Genomic DNA, 23,594 nt, shown 5'->3' with positions numbered 1-23,594 from the left:
AAAGCAGACTCGAAACGCAAGCAAAAATAAGGCAGCAATGAGATCCAGCAATCTAGCGCAAGTTCGTGCAGCGGGAGAGGCTTTTTACTCTTTTCTGTCTCATTGGTTAATGAGAAATCACAGTTCCAAATTAATGAAGTATCTTAGAGGTTTGATAGATACTGAAATCGTCAAAAGCTTCACTTCTTGGTGAAGAAGCATAGTAAAAAAGTAGGCTAGATTGATGTCGAAAAAAAAAGTTTTAACGGTTTTTGGTACAAGACCGGAAGCCATAAAAATGGCTCCATTAGTACATGCATTGAAATCAGATGAGCGTTTCGAATCTAAATGCTGTGTAACCGCACAACACAGAGAAATGCTAGATCAAGTACTTGAACTTTTCAAAATTACTCCTGATTACGACCTTGATTTAATGCAGCAAGGCCAAGCTCTTAATGATATAACTGCTCGTATATTGATTGAACTTAAACCTGTACTTCAGGAGTTCAAGCCAGATGTGGTACTCGTTCATGGCGATACAGCTACAACTTTTGCTGCAAGTCTTACTGCTTACTATGAAAAAATTGACGTTGGGCATGTTGAGGCAGGATTAAGAACAGGTAATATTTACTCTCCTTGGCCAGAAGAAGCTAATCGTCGTTTGACTGGTACGTTAACAAAATATCATTTTGCTCCTACAGAAACATCTAAAGAAAATATCTTAAATGAAAATTTCAATTCAGATGACATTTGTGTGACAGGTAATACCGTTATTGATGCGTTGCTAATGATCAAAGACAAAATTAACTCAGATCTCGAATTGCATACAGTTCTCTCTGAACAGTTTCCATTTTTAGATGAAAATAAAAAATTGATTTTAGTCACAGGCCATCGAAGAGAAAGTTTTGGCGGTGGTTTTGAGCGTATTTGTGATGCATTAGCTACCGTAGCTAAACAACATCCTGAGGTACAAATCCTTTACCCAATGCACTTGAATCCTAATGTACGTGAACCTGTTAACCGTGTTTTATCTGATGTCGATAATGTCTATTTAATTGAACCACAACAGTACTTACCATTTGTATACTTAATGACACAAGCACATATTATTTTAACTGATTCAGGTGGTATTCAAGAAGAAGCCCCTTCCTTGGGTAAGCCTGTATTAGTGATGCGCGATACCACTGAGCGTCCAGAAGCGGTAGAAGCAGGTACCGTAAAGTTGGTTGGCACTGATGTAGATAAAATTACATCAAGCCTGACTATATTGCTCGAAAGTTCAGAGGAGTATAAAAAAATGAGCTTTGCTCATAATCCATACGGCGATGGTAAAGCGTGCCAGAGAATTTTAGACGAATTAGCAAAATAAGGTTAGGAATTTATCATGTCATTTGAAACTGTGTCAGTAGTCGGTCTTGGTTACATTGGTTTACCAACAGCTGCTATGTTTGCATCGAGAAAGAAGAATGTAATTGGTGTTGATATAGATCAGCATACAGTTGATACTATCAATCAGGGTAAGATACATATTGTTGAACCAGAGTTAGATATGATCGTTCATGCTGCAGTTACTGAAGGATATCTAAAAGCAACAACTTATCCTGAACCTGCGGATGCTTTTTTAATCGCTGTACCGACGCCATTCTTACCTATTCAAGATAATGAAATACCTGCACCTGATCTTTCTTATATTGAAGCAGCCACAAGAGCTATTGCTCCAGTATTAAAAAGAGGCGATTTGGTTATTTTGGAGTCGACCTCACCTGTTGGTGCAACAGAACAGGTGGCTGAATGGCTAGCGGCGCTGCGTCAAGATCTTTCTTTTCCTCAAACCCATGGGGAAGAGTCTGATATCAACATTGCTCATTGCCCTGAACGAGTATTACCAGGCCATGTTGTAAGGGAGTTGGTTGAGAACGATCGCGTTATTGGTGGACTTACATCTAAATGCTCACAACGCTCGGTTGAATTATACCAAACCTTTGTACAAGGTGAATGTGTTATTACTAATGCTAGAACTGCAGAAATGGCGAAACTTACAGAAAATAGTTCTCGTGATGTTCAAATTGCATTTGCAAATGAACTTTCAGTTATTTGTGATAAATTAGATATTAATGTATGGGAACTGATTGGGTTGGCAAATCGTCATCCGCGTGTGGACATTCTTCAGCCAGGGCCTGGTGTCGGTGGACATTGTATTGCAGTTGACCCTTGGTTTATCGTTGCAAAAACGCCAGATGAGGCTCAGATTATTCATACTGCACGAAAAGTTAATGACAATAAACCTAGCTGGGTAATAGGTAAAACTAAAATAGCTATTGCAGATTTCTTACAAGAGAATGCTGACAAAACTACGAAAGATATAACAATTGCTTGTTATGGCTTAGCCTTTAAACCTAATATCGATGATTTGCGTGAAAGTCCAGCAATGCAAATTGTGAAAGAAATTGCTTCTTTTCATATAGGCAACGTGATAGCTGTTGAACCTAACATCCAAAAATTACCAGTTTCGTTAGAAAAAGTTGAACTTCAGGAGTTTGAAATAGCCAGGATTACAGCCGATATTCATGTGATGTTAGTAGATCATAAAGAATTTGAAGTTGAGCCATTAAGTTTGCCTTACTTGATCGATACTAAAGGGATCTGGAAATAATAACTACTTTCCTTTTTTATCACAAAATTGCAACTTTTTTGGCAATGTTGGCTACCATAATAATAGCTATTTCGAAAACTATCAATATCGATAATGTTGTAGAGTTTTATATTATAAGAGTCATGCTTAAGTGCATGGCTCTTGCCCAAAAAATATTAATTTAATCAACTGTTATATTGTACATGATTGATTATCGAGAAATTAAATGATCATAAGAGTAAATAAGACGTCGCAAGACGGACTAACAAAGAAAGTAGACTTCAAGAATGAAGTATTTTATTACCATATTTTCGGTAGTTTGTACTTAGAAAACGAAACTGAAGTCATTAAAGCTATACAAGACGATAATCATCGTTATTTGGAAAAACTAGTTGGTGATTTTACTATTGTTGTTCTCGATTCGACGTTCAGAAGTGTAAAAATTGTCTCAGATCGACCAGGTAAGAAAAATATATTTCATTATATAAATGAAGGCGTACTAACGATATCTGATGATTTCTGGGAAATAAAAAATGCTTTATCACTTGGAATTGATGACCTTGATATAACAGGGATTAAGCAACAAATAGTCTTTTCAACGGGACTAAATAACCGGACTATACTGAAAGGTGTAAAGACAGTACCTGCTGCTACAATTCTGACTATAGATTTAACAAAGGATACGGTAACAACAAAAAGGTACTGGCAGTTTAGTTACATTAATAACCAACTTTCATATGATGACAAGCTTGATCTGATTGATGAAACTTTTACAAATGCGCTTGGTGCAATCAGGGCTTTGAATCCGGAAGAGCCTAGTTTTGCGGTAGGTATCAGTGGTGGCCTTGATTCTCGAATAATTCCATATTACGCGAAGAAAAATGGAATGCAGATTGAAGGCTTCACAATTGGTTTGGAAAAGCCTAGGAAGTTATTTCTATCTAATGATTTCAATAGCGCAAATAAAATTGCAGATCATTTTGGTTTAGAGCGACGAACCTTAAATTACAACTCTATTCCTTTTGAAACACAATTAAATATGGAATCAAAACTTGCTCCTGAAGTTTGTTCTCAAATTTTTAAGATAGTAGATGTTAGTGAATTAAAATCAAATGTTTTACTCACTGGTGCTAGTGGTTTTATTATTGGTGCATCTCCACTCTATAAGTCAATTAAACAGAGCCCCCTTATAGAGCATACGTTATTGCATCAATCTCTACTTGGTGTAAAGCCAAAAGCAGCTAAAGCAAAGAAAGCAATAAGCTCATTAACTGGTTTAGCTTTGGATTTTATGCCTAAATTAAGTGCGTCTGGTTTTGGTGACTTTTTTACAAAGGATGAGCTGGATGAATGTATCGCTGATATTGAAACTTTTTATACTGAGTTTGAAACTATCTCTGACTCTGAAAAGCTAATGAACTATGCAATTTTCGGTCTCGGGAGAAATAATTCGAAAGGAGCTTTCGAAAGCTTTTTAGGGCAAAAGGAATCTTATAGTATTTATACACCATTTTTCTTAGATACAGTTCAGCAATTTAACGAAGCTGAGCTGCTAGATAGGCAGTTATTTCAGGAGTTTATTGCAAATAGGTTACCTGAGTTAAATTCGATTCAAGGCCAAAGCTTCAAGCCTACCCTGTCTGGAAATATTAATCCAATAACGAATGTTTCAAAGAAAATATTCGCGATGGGTAATTTTGTTATTAGGGGGAATGGCGTTATGAATTATGAGAATTGGGTTAATTCTAGTGAGTTTAAAAAACTGAAATTACGATTGGATAACGACACTAAAAACATTCAAACTAAGCTGGACTTAAGCTTTGATTATGGAGAACATCGTGTTCACCCTGGAATTCAGCAGAACATTCTTAAAATGCAAACCATTTTGTTAAAGATGTAATGTTGTGATCTATAATAAAATTAGGGGGTTGTTAATTAGTCCAGTTGTTATATATCTTTTGGCAGATATTATAGTGAAATGTATGCAGTTTTTATTAATGCCAGCAGCATCTCATTTTCTTAGTATTCCAGAGTATGCACAGCTAACTATTTTTTTAGCTTTGCTCACTGCATTAGTTCCTATGGTAAGTCTATCAAGTGAATCCGCTTATGCTATATTCTATAATCAAGAATTAGGGCTAAATAAGAAAAGGTTGTTTATCGATAGTGTGCATGTCGCAACAACGGGCCTTATTATATTTTCTTTTGTTAATATATTGCTGTCACTAATTGATGACAACCTATTGTTTAGTGTCGTTTCATTAAAGTATCAAATGACAAAAATGCTCTTGATTGTATTTTTTGAATACTTTATGAATTTATATTTATTATCCAATCGCCTTAATTTTGATAAGGTTGGATATTTTTGTTGGTTTATATTATTTTTTGCAGTAAAGTTTTTTGTTGGCCTCGGTGCTATCTACTTATTCGAGAGTTCTGATGCTTATTTAAATTCTATATTGTTGCTAAACTTTACGTTTTTTATCATTATTGTTTCTAGAGTGTTTGGGTTGGTTGGATTCTTTGGTGAAGTGTTTTTATTTAACAGGGATTCTTATGTTAGGCTAATAAAATACTCTACAATAATTTTACCTGTAAGTATATTCTCTGTCATTAACTCTATGATAGATAAAATATATATTACATCTCTGCTTCCATTAAAAGAATTAGCTAATTACACATCTGTTTTTTTATTGGCGGGGGCTATTCAGGTTGTAATATTAGCCATGAATAAGTCATATATGCCTAGTTTGTTAAAGCTATACTCACTGCATGGATATCTTTCTTTAGATAAAATAAAAAATAGAACTAAGAGCTTAATGCTAGTTAGTTATTTGTTTTTTATATTTTGTATTATTATTTTGCCATTCGTTTTTAAATATATATACAGTGATAAGATAGAGTTTAGCTACAATGTATTTGTTGTCCTCAGTTTAAGTTTTCTCTTTAATACTTTGTATATACTATATACAAATGTACTTTCTTTAGAAGAGCAGACAGCAAAATATAAAATGTTTGGGTTTATATCTGCTACAATTTTAAACGTCCCGCTAAGTTATATTCTAACATTGAAGTTTGGTATTTTAGGAGCGGCATTATCAACAATGCTAAGCTGTATTTTTGCTGCATCCATTCTTTATTCTTTGGTTAATAGAAGAGTGAAGCGCCACTATCTTTTAAAAGATAGCCTTATCTTTGTTTTTGTGGCAAGTACAACTGCAATCTTTTTTGTGGTTCTAAATACGCAGATAAAAATATTTTAGCAAAAGAGATAGACAACTGTGTCCGAACCTTACTTATCCATTAACTTAGAATCAATAAAATATAATTCAATGCTTTTGAGTTCAAAAACAAATAGAGAATGTGAACTTATTGCTATAATAAAGGCTGATGCTTATGGACATGGTGCTCTCGAGGTATGTCAGGCTCTAGAGTCTATAAATGTTTTTGCTGTTGCTCGTCTTTCTGAAGGAGTTGCTTTAAAGGCTTCGGGAATAAAGAAAGATATTTTGGTTTTTTCAGGAATAAATACGCATAGAGAGCTAATGCAAGCCCTTGAGCATGAGCTCACAGTCGTAATCCATACTGAAAGTCAGCTCGATATTTTGAGGGCTCTTCCTGCATGTTGTGAGTTAAATTGTTGGGTTAAGTTCGATAGTGGCATGCACCGATTAGGGTTGCACATAGATGAGCTCAGTCGCACTCTTAGTGCTTTAAATGATATGCCTTATATCAAGGTCAATGGAGTTCTGAGTCATTATTCTTCAGCTGACAGTGATTCAGAACGAAGCCTTTTACAACTAGATAAGTTTGAATGCGCTGTGTCAAATATAGATATTAATTCATCAATAACTAATTCAGCAGGGCTCTTACAAGGTTACTTTAGAGAGCAAAGCCATGCGCGAATTGGCTTGTCATTATATGGTGTATCTCCGTTCAGTAATAAAATTGGTTATGATTTTGGCTTACGTGCATCCCAAACATTAAATGCTTATGTTATTTCTGTACGTCAACATTGCAAAAATGAGCCTGTAGGTTACGATGGGATTTGGATTTCTGAGCAAGATACAAATCTAGCAGTTATTGGGATTGGTTATGCTGATGGTTATCCAAGAAGTGCAAAGAGTGGCACACCAGTACTTATTCATGGTGTGGAGTACCCTTTGGTTGGGCGAGTTTCTATGGATTTGATTTGTGTCGATATTGGTAACGATTCCGAGGTTAAAGTGGGAGACGAAGTAGTTTTATGGGGAGGAGCTTTACCTATTGAACACATAGCTAGGTGTGCCGGAGTGATTCCTTATGAGCTTCTAACAGGGGTGTCTAAGCGTGTTAATCGCCGCTATTTTAACAATTAAAAATATTGACTTTGGTACATTTGTTGTCTCCATAAGTCTTTAGGTTATACTTGGTATCGATATGATATTTACATCTAAAGGTTATCTAAATTTTTTGTTGTTTACGTTAACTTTATTTTTCATTTCTCGGCAAAACCTGATAAATCTGGGTTTTTTATCTTACTTTCAACATGTTTATATATTACTTTTTATAATTACATTTATTACATTTATTGTTTTTAGACCAGTAAAACGTAAATTCATTTATCTATCGTTGATCCTTTTTTTATATTCTATTTTTATGATTATTAGAGGTGGGTTGCCATGGATAAATATTTTGCAGACATTTTTTACTCTAAAGTATGTGTTTGTTTTTTTTGTGATTGCTTATGCTTTCAACATGGATAGAGTATTATTGCTAGCTAAGTTTACGAAATCACTTACTTTAATTTTGTTGTTATCGTCATTATTTGTTTTTTTTGATTACTTATTTCCAAACTTATTATACACACTATCTAGTGATGGTCGTGGTATTATGGGTGTTACACCAGGATCTTTTTTCGGGTCTCGAGTTTTATACTCTGGTTTTCTTCTCTTATACAGTATTTTACTTCTGTCTTTTAAATATGATAGTGGTTCGAGAAAATATTTCATCTTTAATTATAGGATTTATTGGTCACTGTTATTGTTTTCTTTTGTCTTGCTGTTTCTAACATTTTCTAGAAAAGAGCTTGTGATTCTTTTTATTGCATATTGGGTCGCCATTATCTTCAAGGGTAAGGGAATAAATAGATTACTCGGAGTTACTGGCCTAATTATTATTGGACCAGTTATTTTGGCTGGTTTATGGTTGGTCTTCGGTGAGTCAATAGAAGCTAATTTTAATGAAAATTATGTGCGCTATAAAATTTTTTATTATGCTATGGAAATATTTGAATATAATTTCCCATTCGGGTCTGGTCCTGGAACTTATGGAACGGTCATGTCTAAGTTTTATACTGACATCTACGCTTTTTTTAATGTAGATAAAGCTATTACTGGATATGGGGAGCAAATCGAAGGTCCTATTTTTGATTTGTTTTTTGTGTCATTGATCGCAGAATATGGTCTTGGTGTTATATTTGTTATGCTTTTTATTTTTCAACCTTTTTTTTCCAAAAAAGATAGTTGTGTTGAGCAAGTTGCTCACGTTCGTTTGCTCCGTATTAATGCATTTTTGATGCTTGTTGGGATCGGTTCAATGGTACCAATTATGGGGAATATGGTAGGGTTACTTCTTTTTTTTCTACTAGGTGTAATTACATCTAATAATTCTATGTTTATTCCAAGGCAAAATAATGCATAAAAATATAGAGCAGTACATTTTGGATAATAACTTAGTAAATGAGTCTGAGGTTTGGCCTCTGCTGAAGAATCAGATGACTAGGATAGTTCTTCATTCTAAAGGAGTTACAGATAAACGTTATAAATCCAATTCGTACATTCCACTTTTTGTCGCTTTGTTACTGAGTTTTATAAACTTATTAAGAGCTAGGGTATATACAAAAAAAACTGCCTACTTTGGGGCTTTTTCTAGAATATCAATTAGTGATGGTAATATTCATGACGAGTTTGTTTCAATAACCAAGCAGAAAAATTCGTTTTCATTATATCATTGTTCAAATTTTGAAGTTGTCAGTTTTTTTGTATGCTTGAAAAGTGGGGTTGTTTTTGAAAATATTACCATTAAGGTATTGGCAATATTGATTGAGCGTTTTGGTTGGCACTCTCGAGTTCCTGAAATTTCAGGGAGTTTTTTTGAATTACTAAACCAAGAGTACGGTGTTACCAAGCGAGAAGTTGTTGCGATTTTGCTGGACTATGAATGTAAGAAAAAAGCGTATAAAAAATTACTTAAATGGTTGCGGGTTAGTAATGTTGAAGTTGTCTCTGCTTATACCAAACCTGCAATAGTTAGTGCAGCAAATGAACTGAGTCTTAATACACTTGAGTACCAACATGGCTTATTAGCTCCTTATCACCCGTCTTACCATTATAGTGGTAGTGAATTGTGGCGAAGTAGCATGTTGCCAACTCGATTAAGGCTTTCTTCGAGCTTTTGGAAAAAGAAAATGTGCCAAGCTAATTTTGTAGCCAATGATGCACTAGAGGTTAATGGTGCTTTGCCTAAAGTGAGTGAAATATTAAAGAAGCAGATATTTAACTTAACTGGAAATGAAGACTATTTTATTTTTACAGGGCAAGGTATTTGCTACGAAGAGGTGGCTGATTTTGTTTTGGGTCTCATAGAAAAGTTTCCAGGTTACGCTGTTTTTTATCGACCACACCCGAGGGAATATCAAAACTATACTCAAATTTCAGCTTTGGTAAAAAGTGAAAGTTTTAAGGTTGTAGACCGAGATGTCTATCAAGATACTCTAGCGCTAATTGGCGCATCTAAGGCTCATTTTTCAATATTTTCTTCTTGTCATTTTGAGGCTCTTGAGCTTCTAGGTCGAACTTATGTGCTTGATGTTGTTGAGGACAGCATAATGAAGACCGGTAGTGAAGATGAAAATATAATTTTCATTACTAATGCATCTCAAATTACGGATATATAATACTAAAATTTCCATATGAAAAAATTAAAGCTCGCAATTTATTATGTTTTTTTGTATAACCTGCCTAATTCGAGATACCTACCTTTATTTAGTAAACTTCGTTGTTGGTATTTAAGTCGGGTGCTTGGAATCATGAGTGCGCACCCCAAAAACAGGTTTGAAAATCAGGTTTATATCTCTGATGCTTCTGAGCTTAAGTTGGGTGAAAATGTTCGGATCAACGAAAATGTTTTTATTCAAAGTGCCATAATCGGCAACAATGTAATGATTGCACCCAACGTAGCAATACTTTCTAGTACGCATAGCTACGAAAGGCTAGATATTCCGATGGTTGACCAAGAAGATACTTTTGGTCTTACTCCAATTATTGAAGATGACGTTTGGATTGGTCGAAGTGTAGTTATAAGGCATGGAGTGACCATTGGGAGGGGGGCAGTTGTCGGGGCATGCTCTTTAGTGACAAAAGATGTTCCAAGCTACGCTATTGTTGGCGGTGTGCCTGCTAAAGTATTGAAATATAGAAATGAGAAAAAGCATAAGAATGAATAATAAATGTATAATTAACGGGCTAGAAATTTCAGCATTTGATGATATGGGACATGCTATCGATTCTATTCTACATGAAGGTGATGTCGTTAGTGGTTGTGCCATTGCTGTCAACGCTGAAAAAATAGTTTCAAGTTACGAAAGGGAAGATGTAAAAAGCATTCTAGAGTCTGCAAGTTTTCGCTATCCAGATGGAGCTGGTGTTTCTTTAGTTATGGCGAAGCGTGGTTGCGTTAGCGCTAGGATTCCTGGGTGTGATTTATGGGTGGAGCTCATGAAAGGTTCTGCTTCGTTCAATCTTCCGGTCTTTATTGTTGGTGCTAAACCAGAAGTAAACTTGCAAACTGTTGAAAAGTTAAAAAATGAGTTTGGCGTTAAAGTTGTTGGTGCTTGTGATGGTTATTTTGATAACGAATCGGAGCTGATCGATAGAGTTAAGAGGAGTCAGGCGAAAATAGTAACAGTTGCACTAGGTTCACCTCGGCAAGAGAATTTTATTAATCGGTGCCGCGAATTTCACCCTGACGCTTTCTATATGGGAGTAGGGGGCACTTATGATGTGTTTACTGACCGAGTTAAACGCGCACCACAATGGGCGCAGAAGTATAACTTAGAGTGGCTTTACCGTTTAGTTTCACAGCCAACAAGAATTACGAGGCAGTTTAAGCTAGTAAAATATTTATTTTTGGTTGTTATGAATAAGGTTTGATTTCAGGATGTTATGATTAGCATTTGTTTGGTAGTCCTCCTCTTTTTAACCACAGTTAAAAGTAGAGGCTAAGTGACCATCGATGGTGGTCGCCCATTATTGGCTTTGCGTGGCTATTCATTATTGTACAACCAAAGCCACTCAGTCGCATAGCCTTGGACCTCTTCGTTCGATTCGAACAAGTGCTTGCTGACCCAACTGTATCGCATCGTCTTGTTGTGCCGTTCGATATAAGCGTTCTGCTAAGGCTTACCTGGCTGAATGTACTGAATCAAGATCTCTTGGCTCTTAGCCCAATTGACGAACTCAGCACTGATAAACTCTGGCCCATTATCACATCGAATGGTTGCGGGTTTCGGTCGTTGCTCTAACAGCTGGTTTAGGGCTCGGATCACCCGCAATGCGGGCAATGAAAACCCAGCTTTGCTCATCAGTCCTTCTCGCCGAAAATCATCAATGACGTTAAATAAACGGTAACTGCGGCCATCAGCCAGTTGGTCATGCATGAAGTCTACAGACCAAACTTGGTTTGCTCGCACCGGCTCCTTCAATGGTTCAGGCGCATTACGTTTCAGTCTTCGCTTTCGACGAATTCTTAGGTCCAGTGCCAGCTCGCAGTAGATGCGGTACACACGTTTGTGGTTCCATGGGAGGGTGTTCATAACTCTGTGTCAGTAATCTAATTCACAAGTCGATGTATTCGTCCAATCGACCCTCAAAGTGGATCGACAACTGAGACAGCGTCAAATTCCAATTCTGGATGGGGTGCGACCAGCGCTCCGACGCCTTCAATATACCGGCGTAGAGAAGCTTGAGTAAACCGTTCTCGCTGGCAAAGCCACCTTTGGTTTTGGTCAGCTTCCGAAATTGGCGGTGCACGGCCTCAACAGCATTAGTGGTGTATATGGCTCGTCGCACGTAGTCCGGGTATCTAAAGTACGCTGAGAGCAGCGCCCACTTGCTTCGCCAGGACTTGATAACGACGGGATATTTTTCACCCCATTTGGCTTCCAGTTCGTCCAGAGCTGTTTCTGCTGCGGCGAGCGTAGCAGCTTTATAAACGCATTTCAGATCAGCCATAAAGGCCTTTTGGTTCTTTGAGGCAATGTACTTCATTGAGTTTCGGATCTGGTGGATGATGCAGAGCTGGACTTCGGTTTTCGGGAAGATAGTCGCAATGGCTTCAGGGAAGCCTTTGAGGCCGTCTACGCAGGCGATGATGATATCTTTAATCCCACGATTGTGGAGATCGGTCAGGATGCTGAGCCAGTGGTGGGCGCCCTCATTATCAGACAGGTATAAGCCCAAAAGCTCTTTCTTTCCCTCAACATTCAAAGCAAGAATTGTGTAAATCGCTTTAGTGACGTAGCGGCCATTTTCTTTGATTTTGTAGTGGATAGCATCAAGCCAGACAATGGGGTACAGGGCTTCAAGATCCCGTTCTCGCCAAGCCTGTAGCTCGGGTAGCAACTTGTCTGTGATGGCGCTAATCGTGCCGTTAGAGACCTCGATGTCGTACATGTCCGCGATATGAGCACGGATATCTTGGTAGCTAGTGCCCAACGAAAACATAGCGATGATCTTGCGTTCCATTTCATCAGTCAGGTGGGTCTGATGCTTTTTCACCAACTGAGGCTCAAATGTGCCGTCTCGGTCTCGAGGTGTATTGAGTTCAAAGCTACCCGCTGCGGTTTTGACCCTTTTGGGAGTCTTGCCGTTTTTGCGATTATTGGAGCCATCCTCAGCCAGATGCTGGTCCAGCTCGGCCTTGAGGGCAGCTTCGGTGAGTTGTTTGATGAGGGGCGTCAGGATGCCATCTTTACCGGTCAGGTCTTGGCCTGAGCGAAGTGCCTCAATGGCGGCTTCCATGTCGAAAGTAGGTTTGGTCATTCGCTATTCCTTTTGGATTGATTTTAAGCAAATGACACAGAAATCTGAACACTACCTTCCATGGTTTCCTCTTCACTTTGTTTGCGCAAGTAGTCAAAGCAGAGGCCGAAGCCCCAGTCGTTCCCAGCCTCGGTTAGCTTGATAAGCCAAGATTCAATTTCGGCGTTCTCACTGCTTAACTTAGGTTGATATCGGTAGCAGGTTTCGCTGACCGAAAAGACCCGACATGCAAAGCGATACTGATTTCATGGCGCGCCACTAACTGCTGAGCAATCACCACTTTTTTGTCATGGTTTGCTAGATGATTGCGGCCTGAGGCGCTCCCCGGCGTACATCTTTTTCAACCGCCGATTTTCCTCTTCTAGCTCCTTCATCCTCGCCATCAAAGAGGCGTACAACCCACCGTATTTCACACGCCATTTGTAAAAGGTCGCGCTGCTCATACCATGCTCGCTGCAAAGCTCAGTAATCGGCGTGCCAGCTTCTGCTTGCTTGAGAATAGCCATGATCTGACTGTCCGTGTATCGCTATTTTTTCATTTCGAATCTCCTACGTGTAACTTACGAGAAAATTCTACTTTGACAGTAATTAGTTTTCGGGGGACTACCTTTTTAGGCTGGCTTTTGGCCCAGATAAAAATCGAATTGGCAGCAAAACGCCCGCGGTGCGGGCGTTTGGGAGAGGGGAGACTCAATACTAATAGGCGGCACTATCCGCCCATTTCAATCGTTGAGTTGACTTGATACACGTCGTATCAACCCAATAACTAAGCTAACTACAAGAAGGCGTTTAATCTCACAAATAGCCGTCCCTCATATAAAGGTTCTATTCGTAAACTCTTTCTGGAACACCACGCCAGCGGCGAATAGCGCTGGTTATCTTCCAGATGTTACTCATCATAACGGCGTAAGCAATGAAAGATAAAACGAACAGAATAAACATTATAATATCTGGGATTTTGGCATACTCACCATAAAGGCCAAATGCCGCATAGGCGGTAGCGATTGAGCAGATCACCACTAGGGTTTGGCGCGAGCTCAAACCTAATCGTTGGAAGATATGGTGAAGATGTTCGCGATCTGGCTTGAAAGGAGAATCTCCACGACGGATCCGACGGATCATGATGGTGGCCATATCGGTTAATGGCACTGCAATTAGCCATAACGCCGTTACCGGCCGCATTAGTGGCGCAACAGGATCTTGGCTGGCGTCAAGTAACAACCAGATGACGGTGAAGCCGATCATCATGCTTCCAGCATCGCCCATAAATACTTTTCGTTCTTTGCCTAAAATGCCAAGGTTCATAAAGATGTACGGCAGCATTGCCGTAACAATAATTAGGCACATATAAGCTAGGCCGAACTGTTTATCTATCCCGAGTAAAACGGCTATGGCGCCAAAGGTTACAATGGATAACCCCCCCAATAAGCCATCAATACCATCAACCATGTTAAAGGCGTTGATAGCACCAATTACCGCACAAATAGTAACTAGCGGAGCAACAATTCCTAAGCTAACTTCTCCTAGGCCAAATAGGTTGCCTAAGGTGTTTAGCTCAATCTCAGCAAAATAGATCATGCACAGCGATAAGCCTGCTTGCAAAATCAGCCTTACCTTAAAACTCAGATCAAACTTATCATCCAGGGCGCCGATGAACGTCAATAACACAATAGAGCTTAGGTAAAGGTTGTAGTGCTCGAGAACATTTGGGGTAGTAAGTAAGTACGCGGTAATGCAGATGCATATCGATATGCCGCCAACAAGTGGCACAGCACCAACATGATGCTTACGTGCATTGGGTTGATCGACTAACCCGATTTTTTTGCCAACTTTTCTCATCACCAGTAATGAAGAAAATGACAGCAGAAAGACAAAGGTTAATTCAATAATCATGGTGTTTCACCCAAATGTTCATTTGTGTTGCTAATGGTGCGAATTGGTTTAGACGAGCTTCATTTAGCAACTGCTCGTTGTAGTCAGTTACTTCTACCAGTACTTGCTTTGCTTGGCCGTGGTGTATCAAAACTTAATTTCCCAAGATGCCCACAGGTTGGCATCCGTATCGGAATCAATGTCATCTTTAAAGGTTGAGCGCGATACCTCTGCAGTAACAGATAAACGCCCCTCGCCCAATGGCATAATGTAACCCGCTTCAAGCTGATAGGTTTCTTCCGCCACATCAGAAACTGGGTTGCCACCAGGGGCAGAGCTGTTGCTGTTATCGTGGTTAATATCTAAGAATCGTAAGTTAAGTTTCCATTGGTGGCCGTTAGGGGCGAAACCAATATTGCCAAGTACGTATGCAAAGGTGTCGTTGTCATAGGTGCTGCCAATAACACGGCCGTTGTAACGCATACCGCTCTTGTAGCGATGGTGCTCGTAAGCACAGTCATATCTATCGTTACACCAAGCAGCGGTGTCGCTGTATTCGAAAAAGGTTCTAATCTGTTGCCCCAGCAGCTCGTAGGATACATCCGCACCCCATAGGTAGCTTTTGGCTTGGAATGGGGGGAATTTATCTAATCCAAAACCGTCCTCACCCATACTCTCAACATACAGACCGTACGGAACCCCATAAAGTGTGTCGCCCCAGCGTGCGTCAATGCTTGCTATTTGGTTTCCTGGCTCGTTGTCGGCATCAATGCCATCTCTGCCGGTATTGTCTTTACCCGTCAACATGTCGCCCCAAACACTGGCACTACAGGAATAGCCATCACCACATAGCTGCGCCGCACGTGACACGCCCAGTTCTAACTGTGGAATAGGCTTAATGGTGGCGCGGAAGGTATACAGTAACGTGTCTTGTACTTCACGTTCGTCATCATTCATCCAGCTTACGCCGGTGGTGAGGGTCCATGGGCCTATCCACGACAGCCATTTGCTTTCAAATGCCTTGGGGTTATTGCGTGTTAGGTGTAATCCCGGCATTGGTCGAGCGTTGGTGCTCATAAGCAACGAGGTATCCATTCCTGGGCCATACCACTGCTCAATCTGGCCTGCGCTGAATACCCAGTTACCCCAAACGGCAGCTACGTAGCTTCCATCTAGGCGGAAGTCTTCATCGTCTTGCGCATCAAAGGCATAGGTTACTGCCAGCTTACCGGCAAATCGATCGCCCATGTATTCTGCTGACAGTTGAGTTTCACCCTGTTCGCGGTTGTCGCTACCAAAGTGCTGAAAACGGGGAGTATCAGTGCCAGCTCCGAACGAAGCAGAACCAATAAAGCCTTTGCCTGTTTCTACCGTCATGCGATGGCGAACACGGCGAAGTGATTCAAGTCCACCGTCTGAAAGATCTGCATCACTGTTGCTTTGGATATTGTCTTGAATGCCCGCCCACATTAACGGGAAGGTGGTTAGCGGGACGGTAATGAAACCTTCGTCGGCTAGCCGTTGTAGATCGGCGCGTAGGTGCAAATCAGAAGGGGAAATCCATGGGGCAGCTAAAAGGGGAGCCGCCAACATGCTCAAAATCAGAGCAACAGCGCAGTTCTTCATCAAATCGACTTATAGTTAGAAATAAAGCAAAAGTTAGTTGCGCATTATAAGAGTTCTGGTGTCCGTTGGGTACAGGGCAATCTCTTAAATGTCATAAGGCAATGGGTTCCGTTGACTTTGCTTTGCAGCTGCCATACGTAAAGTATTGAAATTTATAGTTAGGTTGCTTTTATCTCATCAGGCAAAAAATACGCAGTTTGGAATAAATATTTATGGTTTATGAACCAATCGCGAAATATTAGTGGGTTTTACTCTTAAGTATGACGCTCTCGTGAGTTACCTGATATCGAATTTCACCTCACCGCTGTACTTCACCGCAATATGTTTAGCACTATCAGCTTTTTTGCTTTTGCTCGTTGTAGGGCAAACAACTAACCCCCGCTTGTGGCGCGAGCTTACCTAGCCTCTGGTTTTAGTGTTGAACGGTAACCTTAACGTAAATTCTGGGTAAGCTGCTTAAAGGTGAGTTATGTGGCTGCTATTACCGCAAGCGGTGAAGAGGGGTCATCAAGGTTAAGCAAGCTGGATAATTAGGAGGCAATACGGTTCATAATCTCGAGCATGTCACTTTCTGATGATTTGCCCTGCGATAAGAATCAAAGATTCGTTTACTTGTGCTTGAACCTGTATGCGGTCGACTTATGCTGCCCTTCTCAGCTATCTCTTAATGAGTACGCTGTATCTAGTTTGGTCGTAATGACCAAGTTGTATTGGATAGTATTTGTTGGTCACTCAAGTTATGTCATCACTAGTTGTTATGGTGCCGTTCGCTCGGACACCATCCACCGCCAATGGTATGCGCCGGTGTCATAATAGAAATGGAGCTCTCAAGCAATATCAGCAGTATCAAGCGGACTATCAGCAGCTGTGCCAGCTACCAACGTTTGAACCTAAAACCGCACTGCAACCAGATCTGCCGTTACCGCAACTGCATCAACTCGCCTTTGAAGCTCAACAGGAGCTCGCAGAAGCGCTAACGTCGCTGATTAAAGGTAATTGCTGTGTGCTGGTTAACCCTGGAGTTAAAAGCTTTCAGCGAGCACAGGGTAAGATTGAAACCGAATTACAGGGTAATATTCGCCGCCTAACCGATCTGGCGCGAGCGACTCTGGTGGTAACCAATTTATCTACGTTAGTGGCGACTTTTGCAGCCCTTGCTGAACGGGTTGAGATTGTATCGTTGCTCAATCGTTTTCAACGGCCTAAAGCCAACGGTTACCGCGATCTGAAAGCGCTGGTGCGCTTGTCTGCCACCGGCATGTTAGCCGAGGTACAATTGCACTTAGAAGCGATTCAAACGGTAAAAAACGGTGAAGAGCATCGTGCCTATCAGCAGTTACAGTGCATTCAACGCAAAGCAGAGCTGGAGTGCAGGCCACTCAGTGTGTGGGAACAAGCAAAGGTTGCTCGCTTGCGCCGTTACAGTCGCGCCCTTTATGAAGAGGCGTGGCAGCGCTATGTCGTGTCTGATACCCAAATCGCGTTAAGTTAGTTTTAAACGTTTGCTTGCGCCTATATAGAGTATTTGTCTGCAAGTTGGGGTATCAGCAGTTTAGTCATTTCCCCGTAAGCCACTAAGAGATAGCAACCGCTTCTCGGGGTTATGGTTAACGCTCGGTTTTCACAAGTAAATTTCTCGTCAGAGTTGTCTTTTAGGCAAGCTTCAGCCACTTTTAATTAGTCATTAATTAAAAGGAATAGCGATTGAAGCGTTTGTGGTTAGCAACAGCTTTTTGGGCAACTGCGGTTATTGCTGAACCACACAGCTCAGACTTTGCCTGTGCCGACATAGAGTACAAGCTTGAGCGCAATAGCGTCTTTGATCCGAACGACAAGAGTTTTACTTGGCTCCACCGTTTCGCTAATCAGGTTCACTTCCAGACTAAAGAGCTCACCATCGAAAACGAACTCGATGGCTTTGAACTATGCCAGCCTAGCGATGACGCCCTATACGAAGTGGAGCGACACCTTCGCAATAAGCGCTATTTCCGAGACGCTAAAGTCAGCGGCCATCAAGATAACAAAGTACTGGTAGAAACCTGGGATACCTGGTCGCTGTTGCCGGTACTCGAGTTTTCCCGGGCCGGCGGTGAGAATGAGCTGGCTGCCGGCATTAAAGACAGCAATTTGTTGGGTTATGGTGTTAATGCCGAACTGCTTTATTACGATGATTATTGGCGCAGTGGCTACGAGCTAAGACTAAGAACGCCACTCTATATGTGGCCCAAACATTACGGCTCTATTGCAATTGAAGACGCGGACGACGGCGAGCGTTTGGCAATGTCGGTCAATAAGCCGTTTTTTGGCGTTAGTTCTGATGAGGCGATGTGGGCAGGGTTTAACTTTGAAACCCGAGTCGACACCATTGAGCAAAATGATACCGATGTAAATGAGTTCTCCCACGACATCGATCAGTACCAAGGCTGGTACGGTTTTGCTCCATCTTTATGGCGCCATAAAAGTCTTCGTTATCATATTGGCTATTTCTATGAGCAGCACCAATATCAGCCGGTTTCGTCACTGTCGACGGTCATTCCTAGCAATCGGACTCTGTCGGTTCCTTGGGGCGGAGTGCGCTATCAGCAAGATCAGTATGAACGGATGCAAAACATCTTTTTGATCAACACCACAGAGGATGTGAACCTTGGTTGGACTGCTGAACTGAAATTAGGCTGGAACACTGAAGGGGGCCAACAAGGTGAGTTTATTGAAGCCTCGGCGTCCAAGGGCAGTCAAATTCAACCGGATCTATTGTGGCTTAGCGACTTGTTCTTTGTGACTCAGCCTAACGCTGAGCAGCAGTCGTTTTACAGCAGTTGGAAAAACGAGCTGTTTTGGTCGGTCACTGATAGCTGGCGTCTGTACGGCAAGTGGTTAACTAAATTTAGCGATAACCAGCCATTAGAGCAGCCCGTTACGGTCGGTGGCTTTACTGATCTAAGGGGTTACCCCAACCGTTATCAGCATGGTAAGCGCTCAAATTTGGTTACCACTGAGCTCCGTTATTACCCAAATATCAATTTGTGGCAGCTGGCTGAGTTAGGGGCAACCGTGTTTTATGATGCCGCCAGAGCGACCGGTGGCTCACCATATAGCAATAATCCCAAGGGCATATTGCAAAGCGTAGGAGTTGGTGTCCGTTTATACATCAGCCATGGCGGGCGCAACGTACTGCATTTTGATGTGGCCCACCCAATTAGCGACAACGATAACGTCGATTCTTGGGAGTGGCGTGCTGAAGCAAGAACGTATTTTTAATTAAGTGGGCGTGTACTGCGGTAACAAGCGTAGGTTTGTGCTTACGCTGAAGCAGTTGTCTGGGCGTGCTAAACAAAGGAGAGGCAAGCGATGACTAAGGTGCTAGTGACAGGTGGAGCCGGTTATATTGGCAGCCACACGGTGTTGGAACTGTTGCAGTCTGGGCTGGAAGTGGTTGTGTTGGACAATTTCAGTAACTCATCCCGAGAGTCGTTACGCCGCGTTGAGCAGATTTGTGACTGCCCGATAACCTTATATCAAGGTGACATCTTAGAACGCGCCACGTTGGATGCCATATTCGCTGAGCATAGCATTGATGCTGTTATCCACTTCTCAGGCTTGAAGGCGGTGGGGGAGTCGGTTCAGGAGCCGCTGCGTTACTATCAAACTAACCTTGGTGGCACCTTAACGCTGTGTAATGCAATGGCTCAAGCTGGCGTGTTTAAGTTGGTTTTTTCTTCATCGGCAACGGTTTACGGTGAACCAAGCACGTTACCGCTTAAAGAGAACTTTCAAACCGGGGCAACCACCAGCCCTTATGCAACCAGTAAATATATGGTTGAGAGGGTGCTGCACGATCTGCAACTGTCATCAACTCAATGGCAAATCGCTATTCTCCGCTACTTTAACCCAGTTGGTGCACACCAAAGTGGCTTGATTGGCGAAGACCCAAATGATATTCCCAATAATCTAATGCCGTTTATTAGTCAGGTCGCCATTGGCAAGCGCAAGCAACTGCAAATCTTTGGAGATGATTACGACACTCATGATGGTACCGGAGTGCGAGATTACATCCATGTGGTCGACTTGGCTGTGGGCCATCTAAAGGCACTTAAACAGCTGCAACAGCAGCCGGGTGTGGTTACTTATAATCTCGGCACCGGGATCGGTTATTCGGTGCTCGATATGGTTAACGCTTTTGAGGCGGAAACCGGTCAATCGGTGCCTTATCAAATCGTAGAACGACGGAGTGGCGATATAGCAGCCTATTACTCTGATCCGAGTAAAGCGTTCGAGCAATTGGGTTGGCAAGCCCAACGGGGCATCAATGAGATGGTGGCAGATACCTGGCGCTGGCAGGCTAATAACCCTAATGGTTATGATAACTAGCTCAGCGTTAGCCCGTTTTCATCTAAGGCGCTAGACGCCCATACATGTAAAGTGATTGGTCGTTTAGCGCAGGCTAATTGCAACTGTCGCTATAGGCGCGCCGCAAAAGCAGCAACATATCTTATTCCAATTCCAATATTCCATTGGTCATACGATAAACAGCTCTTGTTTATCACTAAAAATTAACGAGAATTCAGCTTGTGTAACGTGTATCGTTCACATGTTGAAGATCGCGGTTGGAAGTCGTCGTTTCGTTTCAGATCGCGTGTCTTATTCGACAGGGCTGATGGGCTGTACAGCCATGGGCATTCCCAGCTCGTTTTTGTCGATGATTTTTACATGGAGATAGATAGTGGAACAAATTGAATACGAAAAGTATCTTGCGCAAGCGCCAGATCTAATTATTACCTACGGCACGAAGATCCTATTGGCATTGGTGATCTTTATTATCGGTCGCTGGGTCGCCAAGATTTTGGCTCGCATTGTGCGTAGCATTCTAACCAAACGTGGTTTAGATATCACTGTTGTTGGTTTTATGGGCAACATCGTCAGTGCCGTTGTTACGGTAATGACGTTAATTGCGGTGCTTGGTCAGCTTGGTGTGCAAACCGCGTCTTTGGTTGCAGTGCTTGGTGCGGCCGGTTTAGCGGTTGGTCTAGCGTTGCAGGGCTCACTATCGAACTTTGCTTCAGGCGTGCTGTTGGTGGCGTTCCGCCCTGCCAAAGCCGGTGACTATATTGAAGCTGCTGGTGTTGCTGGTGTCGTTGAAGAGATCAGCATTTTCTCCACCACGCTGATTACGCCAGACAATAAACGCATTACCTGTCCTAACTCATCCATTATGGATGGAGTTATTGTTAACTACAGCGCCAAAGATACTCGTCGAGTTGACCTCACTATTGGTGTGTCCTACGACGCGGATCTACAGCAGGTAAAAGAGGTGCTTACTCGCGTTGTAACGGAGAACGAACTGGTGTTGGATAACCCAGGTGTAACCATTGAGGTGGGCGCGTTAGCAGACTCTTCCGTTAACTTTGTGGTACGTCCTTGGACTAAGACGGCAGATTACTGGACCGTTTACTTCGGCCTTCACGCCGCGATAAAGATTGAGCTGGATAAAGCTGGTATCGGTATTCCATACCCACAAATGGATCTGCACGTGCAGCAACTGCCAAAGCAGTAATATCTGCGTTATGCGCAGTTAAGTTATTATCCGCTAGATACAACAAGGCCCCATCCTAGGATGGGGCCTTGTTGATTGTGCTGTAGCTCGACTAACTACGGCACAGAGTGAGGTTGTGGCTGGCATGTATAAATTCAGCGCTAACTCGAATCTATAAGGATGATAACTGGCCAGCACAACCGCTGAACTACCGACAAAACGAAGTATGCCTTAGTCGACAGTGAGGCGACAATGATAAAGCATCACCTTCACATGAATTGATGTAATCCGCCGGTGGAGTAAAACAATAATTCAATCGGTTAATCGACAAAATGGCAGAATTAAGCTCTATCACAAGCATTAACCTCATGCGTATACCTTTGGAGCAGATCCGCTCTGGCGGAGTAAACTTGGTGCTATAACCCGTACACGTATCGATCTTGCTAAATCAGTTTAGTTAACGCGAAAATACTATCTATCCACCTTCGACTATGACTGACGCTACAAACTTGGGCTGTGGTAATCTGCCTCCCCCCTTTTCTTGTAGATTATTACCATGTATGACTTTCGCTCAGATACCGTAACCCAACCCACCGCAGCGATGCGCCAAGCAATGGCCACAGCACCTGTTGGTGATGATGTCTACGGGGACGATCCAACCGTGGCCGCACTTGAGCAGCAAGCGGCCCAGATGTCTGGATTTGAAGCGGCTCTGTTCACCAGTTCGGGAACCCAGGCTAACCTACTAGCATTACTGGCGCATTGTGGCCGTGGCGATGAATACATCTGCGGCCAGCAGGCACATAACTATAAGTATGAAGGTGGCGGTGCGGCAGTATTGGGCTCGATTCAACCACAGCCTCTAGCCAATAACGATGATGGCACCATTTCGCTGGCGGATATCGAAGCGGCAATCAAACCCGACGACATCCACTTCGCCCAAACGCGATTGATCAGCCTAGAAAATACCATTGGCGGCAAAGTGTTGCCGCTAGAGTATATGGCTCAGGTGCAGCAACTGGCGTTTGAGAAAGGGCTGAAGCTGCATCTGGATGGCGCCCGTGTATTTAACGCCTGTGCCGAGTTGGGTGTTCCGTTAGCGGATATTGCTCAGCACTTTGACTCCTTTACCATCTGCTTATCCAAAGGGCTGGCGGCGCCGGTAGGCTCGCTGTTGGTTGGCGACGAGCTGCTAATTGCCAAGGCGCGTCGATGGCGAAAAATGCTTGGTGGCGGCATGCGCCAAGCTGGGATCATCGCCGCAGCAGGGCAATTGGCGTTATCAGAGCAGCCATCGCGACTAATTGAGGATCATCACCATGCGCAGCTATTGGCTCAGGGCTTGAATAAATTGAATCAAGTTGAGCTGCAGTACAGTGCAACCAATATGGTGTTCGCCACCTTTAACCATGTTGATTTACAAGCGCTGGAGCAGCATTTGCTTAATGATGAAATAAAGGTTTCTATCGCTAAACAGATGCGTCTGGTACTTCACAAAGATATCGATAAGGCTGGCGTTGAAAAACTGTTGTCCAGCCTGGCGGCTTTTGAAGGCAAAGTTAACTAGCGATGAGACAACTGCGCCTTGAAATGGCGGTGTCATAGTTAAGTGTTGAGGTTTATACCAAGCCTTCGGCTGTAACGATTGCACTACACTTAAGGGTTATGTCGCGGTGGCGACGACACATTCTTGTATGCATTAGGGGGGGCGCCCCCTTTAGAATCCGCCTTTGCCTTAGGTCGCAGTTCAAAGCGCTTCGCTGGACTGCTCCAATGCGGCAGAAGAGCAACGGCGGTAGTGCTTTCCTCTTGTATCAAAACTCGCCTAGCCGGTGCTTTAATAGCATTGGAAAGAATAACACTTAGTTGATAC

17 protein-coding genes and 2 pseudogenes are annotated in these 23,594 nt (G+C 42.2%); 14 read left to right on the top strand and 5 right to left on the bottom strand.

All coding sequences use genetic code 11. The features are described 5' to 3' along the window. The first annotated feature begins 223 nt into the window (after positions 1 to 223). The 9 genes from wecB to HER31_RS10745 all read left to right on the top strand — a co-directional run bounded on the left by wecB (position 224) and on the right by HER31_RS10745 (position 10,803). Positions 224 to 1,348 (top strand): non-hydrolyzing UDP-N-acetylglucosamine 2-epimerase, encoded by a 1,125-nt coding sequence (gene wecB, locus HER31_RS10785; protein WP_168660581.1) that lies wholly within the window; start codon positions 224 to 226, stop codon positions 1,346 to 1,348. Positions 1,349 to 1,363: 15 nt separating this feature from the next. After that, the gene (gene wecC, locus HER31_RS10780) at positions 1,364 to 2,632 is read left to right on the top strand and encodes a UDP-N-acetyl-D-mannosamine dehydrogenase (RefSeq protein WP_168660580.1); all 1,269 of its coding nucleotides are present in this window, start codon (positions 1,364 to 1,366) and stop codon (positions 2,630 to 2,632) included. Between the two features lie 205 nt (positions 2,633 to 2,837). Next, on the top strand, positions 2,838 to 4,511 hold the full coding sequence (locus HER31_RS10775; RefSeq protein ID WP_168660579.1) for an asparagine synthase-related protein: 1,674 nt from the start codon (positions 2,838 to 2,840) through the stop codon (positions 4,509 to 4,511). An 82-nt stretch (positions 4,512 to 4,593) separates the two neighbouring features. After that, the gene (locus HER31_RS10770) at positions 4,594 to 5,874 is read left to right on the top strand and encodes an MATE family efflux transporter (RefSeq protein WP_202983551.1); all 1,281 of its coding nucleotides are present in this window, start codon (positions 4,594 to 4,596) and stop codon (positions 5,872 to 5,874) included. A gap of 18 nt (positions 5,875 to 5,892) precedes the next feature. After that, positions 5,893 to 6,969, top strand: coding sequence for an alanine racemase (gene alr, locus HER31_RS10765; RefSeq protein WP_168660577.1), 1,077 nt, complete (start codon positions 5,893 to 5,895; stop codon positions 6,967 to 6,969). Positions 6,970 to 7,285: 316 nt separating this feature from the next. Then, the gene (locus HER31_RS10760) at positions 7,286 to 8,293 is read left to right on the top strand and encodes a hypothetical protein (protein WP_202983550.1); all 1,008 of its coding nucleotides are present in this window, start codon (positions 7,286 to 7,288) and stop codon (positions 8,291 to 8,293) included. Further along, the gene (locus HER31_RS10755; protein ID WP_168660575.1) at positions 8,286 to 9,548 is read left to right on the top strand and encodes a hypothetical protein; all 1,263 of its coding nucleotides are present in this window, start codon (positions 8,286 to 8,288) and stop codon (positions 9,546 to 9,548) included. The genes HER31_RS10760 and HER31_RS10755 overlap by 8 nt, the downstream gene beginning before the upstream one ends. Positions 9,549 to 9,563: 15 nt before the next feature. Beyond that, entirely contained in the window at positions 9,564 to 10,097 is a 534-nt protein-coding gene (locus tag HER31_RS18905) for an acyltransferase (protein WP_168660574.1), read from the top strand. Then, positions 10,090 to 10,803 carry a WecB/TagA/CpsF family glycosyltransferase gene (locus HER31_RS10745; protein ID WP_168660573.1) on the top strand — a complete coding sequence of 238 codons (714 nt, stop codon included), beginning with the start codon at positions 10,090 to 10,092 and terminating at the stop codon, positions 10,801 to 10,803. Before HER31_RS18905 ends, HER31_RS10745 begins: the two co-directional genes overlap by 8 nt. A 113-nt stretch (positions 10,804 to 10,916) precedes the next feature. Here HER31_RS10745 and HER31_RS10740 read toward each other — a convergent pair. The 5 genes and pseudogenes from HER31_RS10740 to HER31_RS10720 all read right to left on the bottom strand — a co-directional run. Then, positions 10,917 to 11,450, bottom strand: a pseudogene (locus HER31_RS10740) (transposase); the annotation flags it as partial. Between the two features lie 37 nt (positions 11,451 to 11,487). Then, positions 11,488 to 12,693 (bottom strand): IS256 family transposase, encoded by a 1,206-nt coding sequence (locus HER31_RS10735; RefSeq protein WP_168659016.1) that lies wholly within the window; start codon positions 12,691 to 12,693, stop codon positions 11,488 to 11,490. A gap of 83 nt (positions 12,694 to 12,776) precedes the next feature. Next, positions 12,777 to 13,199: pseudogene (locus HER31_RS18810) on the bottom strand (transposase); the annotation flags it as partial. 319 nt (positions 13,200 to 13,518) lie between these two features. Further along, positions 13,519 to 14,586, bottom strand: coding sequence for a UDP-N-acetylglucosamine--undecaprenyl-phosphate N-acetylglucosaminephosphotransferase (gene wecA, locus HER31_RS10725; RefSeq protein ID WP_168660571.1), 1,068 nt, complete (start codon positions 14,584 to 14,586; stop codon positions 13,519 to 13,521). Positions 14,587 to 14,712: 126 nt separating this feature from the next. Further along, positions 14,713 to 16,191: a capsule assembly Wzi family protein gene (locus HER31_RS10720; protein WP_168660570.1), complete on the bottom strand. Its 1,479-nt coding sequence runs from the start codon at positions 16,189 to 16,191 to the stop codon at positions 14,713 to 14,715. Positions 16,192 to 16,930: 739 nt separating this feature from the next. Here HER31_RS10720 and HER31_RS10715 point away from each other — a divergent pair. The 5 genes from HER31_RS10715 (at position 16,931) to ltaE (ending at position 23,288) form a co-directional block, all read left to right on the top strand. Continuing rightward, positions 16,931 to 17,683, top strand: coding sequence for a nucleotidyltransferase family protein (locus HER31_RS10715; protein WP_168660569.1), 753 nt, complete (start codon positions 16,931 to 16,933; stop codon positions 17,681 to 17,683). A gap of 212 nt (positions 17,684 to 17,895) precedes the next feature. Further along, positions 17,896 to 19,449, top strand: coding sequence for a BamA/TamA family outer membrane protein (locus HER31_RS10710; RefSeq protein WP_168660568.1), 1,554 nt, complete (start codon positions 17,896 to 17,898; stop codon positions 19,447 to 19,449). 90 nt (positions 19,450 to 19,539) lie between these two features. Then, positions 19,540 to 20,559 (top strand): UDP-glucose 4-epimerase GalE, encoded by a 1,020-nt coding sequence (gene galE / locus HER31_RS10705; protein WP_168660567.1) that lies wholly within the window; start codon positions 19,540 to 19,542, stop codon positions 20,557 to 20,559. A 361-nt stretch (positions 20,560 to 20,920) separates the two neighbouring features. Further along, positions 20,921 to 21,742, top strand: coding sequence for a mechanosensitive ion channel family protein (locus HER31_RS10700; RefSeq protein ID WP_168663285.1), 822 nt, complete (start codon positions 20,921 to 20,923; stop codon positions 21,740 to 21,742). 535 nt (positions 21,743 to 22,277) lie between these two features. Then, the gene (ltaE, locus tag HER31_RS10695; protein ID WP_168660566.1) at positions 22,278 to 23,288 is read left to right on the top strand and encodes a low-specificity L-threonine aldolase; all 1,011 of its coding nucleotides are present in this window, start codon (positions 22,278 to 22,280) and stop codon (positions 23,286 to 23,288) included. Positions 23,289 to 23,594: the final 306 nt, after the last annotated feature.

It is taken from the genome of Ferrimonas lipolytica (assembly GCF_012295575.1).
In the GTDB taxonomy this organism is placed as follows: domain Bacteria; phylum Pseudomonadota; class Gammaproteobacteria; order Enterobacterales; family Shewanellaceae; genus Ferrimonas; species Ferrimonas lipolytica.
Note: the sequence above shows the minus strand (reverse complement) of the source record. Positions and strands in the feature narration are given on the sequence as shown.

Bases quoted from the DNA above. Each gene is read 5' to 3' on its own strand.
- wecB (WP_168660581.1), top strand. From the start codon at position 224: ATGTCGAAAAAAAAAGTTTTAACGGTTTTTGGTACAAGACCGGAAGCC.
- HER31_RS10715 (WP_168660569.1), top strand. From the start codon at position 16,931: ATGTCATCACTAGTTGTTATGGTGCCGTTCGCTCGGACACCATCCACC.
- HER31_RS10735 (WP_168659016.1), bottom strand. From the start codon at position 12,693: ATGACCAAACCTACTTTCGACATGGAAGCCGCCATTGAGGCACTTCGC.
- wecC (WP_168660580.1), top strand. From the start codon at position 1,364: ATGTCATTTGAAACTGTGTCAGTAGTCGGTCTTGGTTACATTGGTTTA.
- HER31_RS10770 (WP_202983551.1), top strand. From the start codon at position 4,594: ATGCAGTTTTTATTAATGCCAGCAGCATCTCATTTTCTTAGTATTCCA.
- HER31_RS10775 (WP_168660579.1), top strand. From the start codon at position 2,838: ATGATCATAAGAGTAAATAAGACGTCGCAAGACGGACTAACAAAGAAA.
- wecA (WP_168660571.1), bottom strand. From the start codon at position 14,586: ATGATTATTGAATTAACCTTTGTCTTTCTGCTGTCATTTTCTTCATTA.
- HER31_RS10745 (WP_168660573.1), top strand. From the start codon at position 10,090: ATGAATAATAAATGTATAATTAACGGGCTAGAAATTTCAGCATTTGAT.
- galE (WP_168660567.1), top strand. From the start codon at position 19,540: ATGACTAAGGTGCTAGTGACAGGTGGAGCCGGTTATATTGGCAGCCAC.
- ltaE (WP_168660566.1), top strand. From the start codon at position 22,278: ATGTATGACTTTCGCTCAGATACCGTAACCCAACCCACCGCAGCGATG.
- HER31_RS10755 (WP_168660575.1), top strand. From the start codon at position 8,286: ATGCATAAAAATATAGAGCAGTACATTTTGGATAATAACTTAGTAAAT.
- HER31_RS18905 (WP_168660574.1), top strand. From the start codon at position 9,564: ATGAAAAAATTAAAGCTCGCAATTTATTATGTTTTTTTGTATAACCTG.
- HER31_RS10720 (WP_168660570.1), bottom strand. From the start codon at position 16,191: ATGAAGAACTGCGCTGTTGCTCTGATTTTGAGCATGTTGGCGGCTCCC.